Source organism: Dactylosporangium sp. NPDC051087 (assembly GCF_055586325.1).
In genome coordinates, this window is the sequence record NZ_JBVJIJ010000003.1 from 318,083 (window position 1) to 328,688 (window position 10,606).

Genomic DNA, 10,606 nt, shown 5'->3' on the forward strand with positions numbered 1-10,606 from the left:
TGACCGGGCCCGGAGAACCGGGAAGTCCTCTTTCGTACCCCCCCCCCCCCCCCCCCCCCCCCCCCCCCCCCCCCCCCCCCCCCCCCCCCCCCCCCCCCCCCCCCCCCGCTCCTGTCGGGATTCAGGCGGGATTCAGGCGGCGTTCGGCATGTCTGACGCCGCGACCGGATGCACCGCGGGTGCGGTCTCGTAGATCATGAAGGTCTGGCTGTCGGCGGCCTCGGCGCGGACCTGGCCGCCGGAGACCCGGCGCAGCCAGATGCCGATCGCCCGGTCGAGACGGTAGGCGTCGATGTTGTGCCGGCAGATGTCCAGCGAGATGACCCCGCCGTGTTCCTCGGCGTGGCGGTACATCGCCTCGATGAGCTGCACGAACATGCCGTGCTCGTGGGTGGGGACGGCGACGAAGCCGCAGTACCAGATCCGGTTGGTGGCGTAGTGGACGGGCCAGCGGCGGGCGAAGTATTCGGGCGAGATCAGCGGCCATGCGCTGAGCTGGTTGGTGTAGGTGGCGAGGCCGAGCAGGACGCCGTCGTCGGAGTACGCGAGCCACTTCTCGATGCGCCCGTCGGCCATGACCTCGTCGAATTCGGCGCGGTACATGAGATGGCGCTGGACCGTCAGCGCGTTCAGGTGGCGAAAGGCGTCGTCGTACAGTCGCCATGCCTGTTCGAGCTGCTCGTCAACGAGATCAGTGTGAACGTCGATCTTCATGTGACGCCTCCCGAGTACGTTCGGTACAGAACGTATGCACAGAATGTACGTACGGATCGATTGATCGACAATCATAGAAATTCCCGCTATAAGGGAGGCCTTGACCGCGTGCTTAGGACTCGGAGTCCAGGACGCGGTCCCGTCGCCCGTGCGGACACGGGAAACAGCGCTCACCGCACGCCGCAACCTGCATGTTCCATTGCGGGTTTCGCCGGGTGCGATGTTCAGCCGCCGTTCAGCGCCCGGCCCGGCGTGGCGGCCGGCGCCCGTCCCGCGGCGCCGCCGGGGTCCAGGTCCGGGTCGATCCTCCGTGGTCCGCGGAGCGTCCGCTGTCCATGAGTGGAAGACTTAGGTTCATGAGCGACTGGAACACGAAGATTATCGAGGAGTTTCGGGCCAACGAGGGCAAGGTCGGAGGCCCGTTCGAGGGGGCGCCGCTGCTGCTGCTGCACACCACCGGTGCGCGCAGCGGCCAGGAGCGGGTGCACCCGATGATGTACCAGCAGGTCGACGGCGGCTACGCGGTGTTCGCGTCCAAGGGTGGAGCGCCCACCAACCCGGACTGGTTCCACAACCTGGTGGCCGTGCCGCGGGTCAGCGCCGAGATCGGCACCGGCACGGTGGACCTCGTCGCGCGGGTGACCGAGGGGGAGGAGCGGGACCGGATCTGGACCGCGCAGAAGGCGGCGTACCCGGGTTTCGCCGAGTACGAGCAGAAGACCACCCGGCAGATCCCGGTCGTGGTCCTCGAGCCCGCCTCCTGATCCCCGAGCGGGTCGTCGCCATCGCGGGCCACGGGCCGGCCGTGTCGACGACCCCGCACGGCGGGACGTTTCAGGTCCGCCCGGCCGGGAAATGTTGTGGCCATGCAGCCAGGGACGAGCACTGAGCCAGGGACCGCGGCGGTCGGGACGCGGGTCGTCGACCCGGCGGGAGTTCAGGTCGGCACGGTGTCGGCGGTACAGCCGGCGGGCACCGCGGTGCGTCCCGACACGATCGCCGGCATCGCCGAGCATCTGATGGCCACCGGGTACATCCGCATCGACGGCACCGGGTTCCTGTCCAACGACGTGTACGCCGCCGGGAACCAGATCGCGGCCGTGTCGCCGGACGTCGTCGAGCTGCGCGTCCACCCGGACGAGCTGCACCGCGCCGCCAGCTGAGCCCGCGCCGTGCCGGCCCTCACCCGCAAGGCCATGGCCTTGGGCGTGAGGGCCGGGCACGTCGCGTCCACGTAACGTCTCCGTCGCGCTGACCACCCCCGTCCGGGGTGCGGGCGTGCCGGTCTGACCTTGTCAGGACCGGCGGCGATGCCCTCACCGCCGTGGCGGTCACCGCGCACCGTGCCGTCGTCCCGCGGGCAGCGCCCGCACCGGACGGCACGTTCGACATCACGTTCACCGGCGGCCCCGCCCTCGGGCGAGACCGGTGCCGCTAGGGGATGAACCGCACCTCGGGGAACGCCGGGCTCGGGCCGTCGAGCAGGTGCCCGCGGTGGCGCAGGTGCAGGTCGAAGAACGCGAGCGGGTACGCCTGCTGGATGCGTACCGCCCGGGGGATCGGGAAGGTGCCGACCCAGCCGGCGAGCTCCTCGTCGCTCATGCCGATGGCCGCGGCCAGCTGCGGGATGAGGACCCGGTAGTCGCCGTAGGCGTTGTGGGAGGCGCCGTCGACGTGCAGGGTCCGGCGCCAGCCGGTCAGGTGCGACCAGAGCTCGGCGACCGGCCCGGTCTCCCGGGTGTAGTCCGCGGTCATCAGCAGGAAGGGCCGGTCCAGGACGATCCCCTCGGTCGGCTCCATCGGCGCGTCCAGGCTCAGCCCGGCCTTGACCCGCCGGTCCTCGCTCATCGTGATGACGGTGGCGGTGCCGCCCTTCGACGACCCGAACATGCCGATCCGCCGCGGGTCGAGGCCGCCGCACAGGCCGGACGGCAGCGGCCGGTGGTCGACGTCCGGGTTACGGCCGGCGGCGAGTTCCTCGATGCGGTCGAGCACGAACGGGATGTCGTACGCGAAGTCCGCCGCGCCCAGCCCCGGCTCGAACTGCGGCACGACGAGCCGCCCGTCGGGGAACACGGCGAACGTGTCCTCCGTGTGCGCGACCGTGACGACGGCGTACCCGTGGCTGGCGAGCTCCTGCACGACGATCGTGTGGTCGCCGCGATGGTCGTGGGCGCCGTGGGAGTACACGATGACGGGCAGCTTCCCGAGCCCGCGCCGCACCGGGGCGCCCACCCGCGCGGCGGTGACGGCGGTCCGCGCGGCGTCGCCCGCGAAGCCGTTGGCCTCCAGGATCGCGCGCAGCGCGGCAGGCTCCAGCCAGTCGGCCCGCGGGTGGTGCCCGCCCGCCTGCGCCGGATACCAGACGCTGATCATCAGCTCGCGGCGGCGGGGCGGCCCGTCGTAGGGCCGCGGCTTGGAGCGGCCGACGACGTGCAGCGGCACGACACCGACCTGGTACGGCCCGGTGGGCGACGGCAGCGTGAACCTGACCGGGTCGGCCCAGCTCATGCCGGGCGCCGTGAACGGCGCGGCGACACCGGCCGCCAGAGCGGCGCCCAGCAGGTGGCGGCGGGTCAGTGACGCGGTCATCGGTCCTCCGTGGGGTTGGTGGTCTCGACCCGTGCGATGAGCTGCTTCAGCCGGCCGATCTCCTCGGCGAGCGCCGTGTGGCCGGCGGGGGTGAGCGTGATCCACGTGCGGCCGCGCTTGCCGGCGTACCCCTTCTCGACCTCGACGAGTCCCGCGGTCTCCAGGACGCCGAGGTGCTGGGAGAGGTTGCCGGCGGTCAGCGCCAGCTGGGTGCGCAGGTAGCCGAACTCGACCTTGCGCGCCTCGTGCGTGATGGTGAGGATGCCGAGCCGGACCCGCTGGTGCACCACGTCGTCCAGGCCCGTGACGGGGTGGGTCTCGGGGGACTCGTCCGGTGTCTCGTCCGGGGTCCTGCCGGCGGGGCTCATCGTTGCCGCCGGCGGGCGAGCCAGAAGCCGAGGGCGCCGAGCAGCAGGACGGTGCCATGGATGATGGTCGGCGCCAGCGCGTCGCCGTAGATCGAGTGCGGGCCCCAGGCGGGGGACAGGCCGAACGTCACCGGCACCAGGACGATGACCAGATAGCCGACCGTGAACACCAGCAGCGCGAGGTTGCGCTCCAGGCGGGCCAGGACCAGCAGCCCGATCCCGATCGCGCCGGCCGGCCCGACGAGGCGGTCCAGGAACATGACCCACTCGGGGAACGGCTCGGTCGGCACCGGGTTGTTCTGCAGCCGGTTGCGCACCACCAGCCACACGATGGTGATCAAGACGGTCGTCGCCGCCCCGGTGATCACGTAGGGCATCACCCTGGTGCCCACGCCGCGCGCCCGGGCGGTGCGGACCGCGTACAGCGCGATGACCGTGTACGCCAGCAGCAACGCCACCGGCCAGTAGTAGACCAGGCCGCGACCGGTGATCTCGCACTTGAGACTGTCGGGCACGTCGCCGGGGGTCCACTTGCTCTCCGACCCGCAGTCCAGGTAGAGCGACCACCAGTCCACGGGGATCGCCAGGAGTGTCACCACGGCGAGCACCAGCAGTGCGACCGGGGTGACCCGCTGGTCGAGGCGGACCCTGCGGGCGAGGGTCTCCACCTCCGACAGCAACCGCCGGGGGTCGTCCCCGGCGGGCACCGAATCAGTTGTCATGCCAATAGGTTTCCAAAACAAACCGATTGGCACAAGTGCGAATCTCGCTCTCGCCTCCGGTGACGCTCCTGTCCCCGCTCGCGCGGCTCGGGTATCTGTGTTCGGGTGATGCGGCTCGCCCTGGCCGGGTCCGACCTGGAGCGCCCGGAGCGCCCGGACACGCGGCGGCTCATCGCCTCACAACAAGGTCGAGTCCACGCCGGAGCTGCCCGCCGACGTCCTTGCCGGCGCCGCTGCGGTGTCACCGTCGCCGGCAAGGACATGCGCGTCTTCGGGATCTCCGGCTGGGCGGTGCAGTGGATGCGGCAGCACATCCGGGCCGGCCGTTCCGGTGGTGGACGATCGGGATCGTCCGGTTAGGCTGGATCGCCTTCGCGCTGATCCTCGCCGGTCTCGTGCCCGCGTACGTCGGCGTCGTGCGTTCCCGGCTCGCCGTGGCGTTCCAGGACTTCGTCCGCTTCCCGCTGCCGGCCCTGGTCTTCGTCCGCCACCCGCTGCCGGCCCTGGACTTCGTCCGCCACCCGCTGCCGGCCCTGGACTTCGTCCGCCACCCGCTGCCGGCCCTGGACCTCGGCCGCTATCCGGTGCCGCACTGGAGAGCGGCGCGGGGCTGTGTGCCAGGGCGGTCATGGGTCGCGGGCCTGGAGCAGGACGATGCCGGTGAGCAGTGCCCCGGCTGCCCAGGCGGCAAGGACGGCCAGCCCGGCCCAGGGACCGATCGGCAGCTGGTGCAGGTCTGTCGTGGCCTGCACCGCCAGCCCGGCGCTCATCGGGGCAACCTGCTCCAGTAGGCGGTGCAGGCCTGGGTCGGCCACCATCTGCGTGACGATCGGCGGCAGATACAGCAGCCCGAGCACCGCGCCGATCGCCCCGCCGGAATCCCGGACGACCGCGGCGACGCCGAGGCCGAGGACCGCGATCAGCACCAGGTACGCGACGGTGCCCGCGCCGGCCCGCAGCGCGTGTGCCGGCATCCGCCCCGCGACCGCGAGCGAGGCGAGCACGGCGACGCTTCCCGCGGCGGAGACCACGACGGCGAGCACCAGTGCCTTGGCGGCGAGGACCGCCGCACGGTGCGGGACCGCGGCCAGGGTGGTGCGGATCAACCCGGTGCTGTACTCACCGCTGACTGCCATCACCGCGAGGACCGCCACCGGGAGCTGCCCCAGATACACGCCGCTCAGCGCGACCCGGGCCACGTCGATGCCGCAGGCACCCCGCGGGCAGGCGGCGACCGCGGAGATCGCCCCGCCCAGCGCCACGGTGACGACCACGGTCGCCAGCAGCAGCCATGCGGTGCCGGGCGTGGTGCGCAGCTTCGTCCACTCCGCCCGGACCGCCCGCCGCATCACCCGCCCCTTCGTACGTGACCGGCTCCTCCCGCGGACCGCGCCCCTCGGCCGGCACGTGGTCCGCCAGCCTCCTGCGCCCCTCGGCCGACGCGTGGTCCGCCGGCCTCCTGCGCCCCTCGGCCGGCACCTGGTCCGCCACCCTCCTGCGCCCCTCGGCCGACGCGTGGTCCGCCGGCCTCCTGCGACGGTCAGTCGACGCGTGGTCCACCGGTCTCCTGCGTTCCTCCGTCGGCGCGTGGTCCGCCGGTCTCCCGCGACCCTCGGCAGGCACCTGGTCCGCCGGTCTCATGCGTCCCTCCGGCGGATCAGGACCGCGGCGACGGCGAGGGCGACCGCCGTGTATCCGCACAGCACGGCCAGACCTGCCCACGGCGCCAGTGGGTAGTAGCCGGTCGCCGGGGTGTAGAGGCTCTCCACCTGCGGGTAGCGGGTGAGGGTCTGCTGGACGGCGAGCGCGGCGGCCGGCGTGTACTGCGTCAGCCACTGCCCCAGCGCCGGCGGCAGGAACGGGGTCCTGGCCAGCAGGTGCGGCAGGACGGTCAGGGCGACCACGGCCGTGACCGCGGTGGCGCTGCGCCGCAGGACGGTGCCGACGGCGAGAGCCAGCACGGCGGTGACGGCGAGCAGCGCGGCGGTCCCGACCTCGGCCCGCAGCAGCGCCCCGGACGTCGCGGGGAACAGGTAGATGCCCATGCCCCGAACCAGCCGCAGCCACAGCGGCACGGCGAGCATCGTGGCCGCGAGGGTGGTGGCGAACGTGACGCCGGCGACCACGGCCGCCTTCGCGGCGAGCACGCGGACCCGGCCCGGCCCGGCGCTCAGGGTGCCGCGGATCAGCCCGTGCCGGTACTCCGTGGTGATCGTCAAGGTGGCCACGACGACGATGACGATCAGCGCCGGGAACGTCCCGAACAGCAGGTCTGCGGGGGTGGCCGCGACGGCGATGTCGTTGCGGGTGGCCGGGGCGAGGTCGCCGGCGCCGGTCACGGTGAAGCCGTCCCCGGCCGGGGCGAAGCCACCGGCGCCGCCGAGCGGGTAGCCGCCGAAGGTCGCGGTGCCGGCGCCGACCTGCTCGCCGGTCCACTCCACGGCGGGCCAGCCTCCCGCCAGCCGTGGAGGGCCGAAGGTGGCGGTGGCCGAGGCGCCGGCGATGCCGATCCCGTCGACGCGCTGCGGGCAGGCCACGAACAGGCCCGCCTCGACCGTGGCGTCCAGCCCTGGCAGCCTGACCGTGTCTACGGTTTCCCATGTCGTGCCGCCGTCGGACACCTCACCCGTGACGGTGTCCCCGGACCGGGTCAGCCGTAGCCAGCGCCCGGACGGCCCGGCCCGGTCATTGAGATAGTCGTGCTGCATCCGCACGCCATGAGCAGCGGTCGTCATGACGGCCGCATAGCGTGCGCCGGGGTCGGATCCCGCGGTGACGATCAGCCCCGCCTTCGCCCATGGTGTCCCGCCGGTGAGGGCGGTGACCTCGACGGTGATCTGGCCGTCGCCGGCCAGGGGGCGGTGCACGAAGAAGAACGCGTCGCTGACCGGTCCGCCGTGCGGCCCGACCGGGATCGGCCGGGGCTGCTCGGGTGCGCCGCCGCCGAGGCCGGTGAGCGGGAACAGCACGATCATCAACGCCGCAGCCACGCTGCCACGGATCCAGCCGGGCACCGTCCGGAACTTCGTCCACTCCGCCCGCAGCAGGCGCATCATGGCGCACCGCCGGCGCTGTATTCGACGGCGTCGCGGGTCAGGTCGAGATATGCCTCCTCCAGGGTCGCGCGGTGCGGCACGAGCTCGGAGAACGGCAACCCGGCAGCGGTCAGGACCGCGACGACCCGCTCGGCGGCGAGCCCTCGCACGTCGAGCGCCGCCGGCCCCACGCCGGACCCGTGGACATCCGCTGGCACCACGCCGGACACCTGAGCGCCCGCTGGCCCCACGCCGGACACCTGAGCGCCCGCTGGCCCCACGCCGGACCCCTGGACGCCCGCCAGCCCCACGCCCGAAACCTCGGCGCCCGCCGGTCCCGCGCCGGACACCAGGGCGCCTGCCGCGGCCAGCGCCGCCGCGGCCGGTCTCGGCGACGTCGTGCACACGCGGACGCGGGCATCCGAAGCGGCGGCGATGAGCTCCGCGACGCCGCAGTCCGCGATGACCTTGCCCCGGCCGACGACGACGAGGTGGTCGGCCATGCCCTGCAGCTCGCCCATGAGATGACTGGACACCAGCACGGCCCGCCCCTGCCCGGCGAGGGCACGCAGGAAGGCGCGCAGCCACACGATGCCTTCGGGATCCATGCCGTTGAACGGCTCGTCGAGCATGATCACCGGCGGGTCGGCGAGGAGCGCGACCGCGAGGCCGAGGCGCTGCCGCATGCCGAGGGAATACCCGCCCGCGCGGCGGCGGCCCGCCTCCGTCAGCCCCGCACTAGAGAGGATCTCGTCGACGCGCCGGCCGTCCAGTCCCTGCGAATGCGCGAGCCACAGCAGATGGTCGCGACCCGTGCGTGCCGGATGTAGCGCGGACGCGTCCAGCAGCGCGCCGAGATGGCGCAGCGGGCTGCGCAGCGTGCGATATGAGCGGCCGCCGACCAGCGCGTGCCCGGAGTCGGCGGTGTGCAACCCCAGCACGATGCGCATGGTGGTGGACTTGCCCGCGCCGTTGGGCCCGACGAATCCCGTGACCCGCCCCGGCGCGGCCGTGAACGTCATCCCGTCCAGCGCCATGGTCGACCCATACCGCTTCCGTAGCTCGTGGACTTCGATCGTGGCTTCGCTCATGCCTCGAAGTTCTACGCCGACGGAGGTGACAGCACGGTGTCGATCGTTGACACCTGGCTGTCACCTTCTGCGTGGCATCGTGAGCACCGACGCGATCCCGACGGGAAGCGATGAAGGCGATGGGAGGCAGGTCATGCGAGTGCTGGTCGTGGAGGATCATCGGAAGCTCAATGCGTTGATCACGTCCGGCCTGCGCCGCGAGGCGATCGCCGTGGACACCGCCCTCGACGGTCACACCGCGCTGCAGCAGGTCGCCACCACCCGCTATGACGTCGTCGTCCTCGACCGTGACCTCCCAGGCGTCCACGGCGACGAGGTGTGCCGCCAGATCGTCGCCGGCGGCACAGGCAGCCGCGTGCTGATGCTCACCGCCGCAGGCACCGTCCGCGACCGGGTCGAGGGACTCGGCCTCGGCGCCGACGACTACCTGGCCAAGCCGTTCGACTTCGCCGAGCTGGTCGCCCGCGTCCGTGCCCTCGCCCGCCGCAGCGCCCCGGCCTTGCCCCCGGTCCTCGACAACGGCGACGTGAGCCTGGACCCCAACCGCCGGGTCGCGTCCCGGGGCGGCAGGCGGCTCGACCTGAGCCCGAAGGAGTTCGCCGTCCTGGAGCACTTGCTCGCCGCCGCCGGTCGTGTCGTGTCCACCGAGGAGCTCCTCGACCGGGTCTGGGACGACGCGACCGACCCGTTCACCACGACCGTCAAGACGACGGTCGGGCGGCTCCGAGTCAAGCTCGGCTCCCCGCCGGCCATCCACACCGTCCGCGAGGGCGGCTACCGGCTCGGTGACCGGTGACCGGCCCACGGCTGCGGACCCGGCTGGCGCTGCTGCACGCCGCGCTCGCGTTCGCCTGCGGCGTGCTGCTGCTGGCGTTCGTCAACCTTCCGCTGCTCTCCACCGGGCACACCACCCCCGTCGGCGAACCGGCCGCCGGCCGGGCGACGGGCAACGTGGGGGAGCTGCTGCGGTATTCGGCGGTCGCGCTGGTCGTCATCGCCGCGCTGTCGGTCGGGCTCGGCTGGCTGGTCGCCGGCCGGGCGCTGCGCCCACTGCAGGTGCTGACCGCGTCCGCCCGCACCATGTCCGCCGACACCCTCGCCGATCGGCCCCGGGTCCCCGCCGCCTACCGGGAGTTCGCCGACCTCGCCGACACCCTGGACGGGTTGCTGCGCCGGCTGCACGACTCGTTCACGGCGCAGCGGCAGTTCATCGCCAACGCGTCGCACGAGCTGCGGACGCCGCTCACCGTGCAGCGGACGTTGCTGCAGCTCACCGTCGCCGACCCCGACGCCACCACCGACACGTTCCGGTCGGCGTGCCAGGAGCTGCTGGAGCTGGGCCGGCAGCAGGAGCACCTGATCGAGGCGCTGCTGACGCTGGCCGGCGGCCACCAGCCGATCGAGCGCTGGTCCCGCCTCGACCTCGCCGACCTGACCCGCACCGCGGTCCTGGACCACCGGCCGGAGGCCGCCGACCGCGGTGTCCGTGTCGACACCGACCTGTCTCCGGCCTGGGCGGCCGGCGACCCGCGACTGGCCGCCATCCTCATCGGCAACCTGATCGGCAACGCACTGCGCCACAACATCCCCGGCGGCACGGTCTCGGTCGCCACGGCCGCCCCCGGCCGGCTGACCGTCAGCAACACCGGCCCCGCGGTCCCGGCGGCGGAGATCGCCCGTCTGTTCCAGCCATTCCAGCGTCTGGGGACCGAGCGGACCGACCAGACCGGCGGGCACGGACTGGGACTCGCCATCGTCGCCGCCATCGCCCACGCCCACCGTGCCACCATCACCGCCCACCCGGGCCCGTCCGGCGGCGGCCTCCAGATCACCGTCGACTTCCCGCCCGAAGTGGCGCATCCGCGATGAGCCGCACCGTCGGCGTCCCGCCCGAAGCGGCGCGGTCGCGATGAGCTGGCACCGTCGTCTTCCTATCCGAGGCGGCGCGCTCGCGGTGAGCTGGCATCAGTAGTGCGTGCCGGCGCGGTGAGCTGGCACCGTCGTCTTCCTATCCGAGGCGGCGCGCTCGCGGTGAGCTGGCATCAGTAGTGCGTGCCGGCGCGGTGAGCTGGCACCGTCGTCGT

General features: G+C 72.9%; 12 protein-coding genes. 4 read left to right on the top strand and 8 right to left on the bottom strand.

Features of this window, described 5'->3' with window-relative positions:
• Positions 1-132: 132 nt before the first annotated feature.
• Positions 133-714, bottom strand: a complete 582-nt coding sequence (locus ACZ6TV_RS08030; RefSeq protein WP_465296433.1) for a hypothetical protein — start codon at positions 712-714, stop codon at positions 133-135.
• Between the two features lie 356 nt (positions 715-1,070).
• Between ACZ6TV_RS08030 and ACZ6TV_RS08035 the strand changes: the two genes are divergently transcribed.
• Complete coding sequence (locus ACZ6TV_RS08035; RefSeq protein ID WP_465296434.1) at positions 1,071-1,478, top strand: nitroreductase family deazaflavin-dependent oxidoreductase; 408 nt, start codon at positions 1,071-1,073, stop codon at positions 1,476-1,478.
• Between the two features lie 102 nt (positions 1,479-1,580).
• Entirely contained in the window at positions 1,581-1,877 is a 297-nt protein-coding gene (locus ACZ6TV_RS08040; protein WP_465296435.1) for a hypothetical protein, read from the top strand.
• Positions 1,878-2,148: 271 nt separating this feature from the next.
• Here the strand turns inward: ACZ6TV_RS08040 and ACZ6TV_RS08045 are convergent, their stop codons facing one another.
• The 7 genes from ACZ6TV_RS08045 to ACZ6TV_RS08075 form a co-directional block, all read right to left on the bottom strand.
• Positions 2,149-3,306, bottom strand: a complete 1,158-nt coding sequence (locus ACZ6TV_RS08045) for an alpha/beta hydrolase family protein (protein WP_465296436.1) — start codon at positions 3,304-3,306, stop codon at positions 2,149-2,151.
• A complete protein-coding gene (locus ACZ6TV_RS08050; RefSeq protein ID WP_465296437.1) occupies positions 3,303-3,674 on the bottom strand; it encodes a transcriptional regulator in 372 nt (123 codons plus the stop codon). Before ACZ6TV_RS08050 ends, ACZ6TV_RS08045 begins: the two co-directional genes overlap by 4 nt.
• Complete coding sequence (locus ACZ6TV_RS08055) at positions 3,671-4,396, bottom strand: hypothetical protein (RefSeq protein WP_465296438.1); 726 nt, start codon at positions 4,394-4,396, stop codon at positions 3,671-3,673. Before ACZ6TV_RS08055 ends, ACZ6TV_RS08050 begins: the two co-directional genes overlap by 4 nt.
• Positions 4,397-4,752: 356 nt before the next feature.
• Positions 4,753-4,947 (bottom strand): hypothetical protein, encoded by a 195-nt coding sequence (locus ACZ6TV_RS08060; RefSeq protein WP_465296439.1) that lies wholly within the window; start codon positions 4,945-4,947, stop codon positions 4,753-4,755.
• 75 nt (positions 4,948-5,022) lie between these two features.
• Positions 5,023-5,745: an ABC transporter permease gene (locus ACZ6TV_RS08065; protein WP_465296440.1), complete on the bottom strand. Its 723-nt coding sequence runs from the start codon at positions 5,743-5,745 to the stop codon at positions 5,023-5,025.
• 288 nt (positions 5,746-6,033) lie between these two features.
• Positions 6,034-7,452 (bottom strand): DUF1349 domain-containing protein, encoded by a 1,419-nt coding sequence (locus ACZ6TV_RS08070; RefSeq protein WP_465296441.1) that lies wholly within the window; start codon positions 7,450-7,452, stop codon positions 6,034-6,036.
• On the bottom strand, positions 7,449-8,522 hold the full coding sequence (locus ACZ6TV_RS08075; RefSeq protein WP_465296442.1) for an ABC transporter ATP-binding protein: 1,074 nt from the start codon (positions 8,520-8,522) through the stop codon (positions 7,449-7,451). The genes ACZ6TV_RS08070 and ACZ6TV_RS08075 overlap by 4 nt, the downstream gene beginning before the upstream one ends.
• 133 nt (positions 8,523-8,655) lie before the next feature.
• On the opposite strand from ACZ6TV_RS08075, the gene ACZ6TV_RS08080 reads away from it, so the two are divergent.
• Both ACZ6TV_RS08080 and ACZ6TV_RS08085 read left to right on the top strand, forming a co-directional pair.
• Positions 8,656-9,318, top strand: coding sequence for a response regulator transcription factor (locus ACZ6TV_RS08080; RefSeq protein WP_465296443.1), 663 nt, complete (start codon positions 8,656-8,658; stop codon positions 9,316-9,318).
• Complete coding sequence (locus ACZ6TV_RS08085) at positions 9,315-10,391, top strand: sensor histidine kinase (protein WP_465296444.1); 1,077 nt, start codon at positions 9,315-9,317, stop codon at positions 10,389-10,391. The genes ACZ6TV_RS08080 and ACZ6TV_RS08085 overlap by 4 nt, the downstream gene beginning before the upstream one ends.
• Positions 10,392-10,606 lie beyond the last annotated feature (215 nt).

Excerpts from the sequence above, each read along its gene's own strand:
- ACZ6TV_RS08030 (WP_465296433.1), bottom strand. The coding sequence starts at position 714 with ATGAAGATCGACGTTCACACTGATCTCGTTGACGAGCAGCTCGAACAG.
- ACZ6TV_RS08035 (WP_465296434.1), top strand. The coding sequence starts at position 1,071 with ATGAGCGACTGGAACACGAAGATTATCGAGGAGTTTCGGGCCAACGAG.
- ACZ6TV_RS08040 (WP_465296435.1), top strand. The coding sequence starts at position 1,581 with ATGCAGCCAGGGACGAGCACTGAGCCAGGGACCGCGGCGGTCGGGACG.
- ACZ6TV_RS08045 (WP_465296436.1), bottom strand. The coding sequence starts at position 3,306 with ATGACCGCGTCACTGACCCGCCGCCACCTGCTGGGCGCCGCTCTGGCG.
- ACZ6TV_RS08050 (WP_465296437.1), bottom strand. The coding sequence starts at position 3,674 with ATGAGCCCCGCCGGCAGGACCCCGGACGAGACACCGGACGAGTCCCCC.
- ACZ6TV_RS08055 (WP_465296438.1), bottom strand. The coding sequence starts at position 4,396 with ATGACAACTGATTCGGTGCCCGCCGGGGACGACCCCCGGCGGTTGCTG.
- ACZ6TV_RS08065 (WP_465296440.1), bottom strand. The coding sequence starts at position 5,745 with ATGCGGCGGGCGGTCCGGGCGGAGTGGACGAAGCTGCGCACCACGCCC.
- ACZ6TV_RS08070 (WP_465296441.1), bottom strand. The coding sequence starts at position 7,452 with ATGATGCGCCTGCTGCGGGCGGAGTGGACGAAGTTCCGGACGGTGCCC.
- ACZ6TV_RS08075 (WP_465296442.1), bottom strand. The coding sequence starts at position 8,522 with ATGAGCGAAGCCACGATCGAAGTCCACGAGCTACGGAAGCGGTATGGG.
- ACZ6TV_RS08080 (WP_465296443.1), top strand. The coding sequence starts at position 8,656 with ATGCGAGTGCTGGTCGTGGAGGATCATCGGAAGCTCAATGCGTTGATC.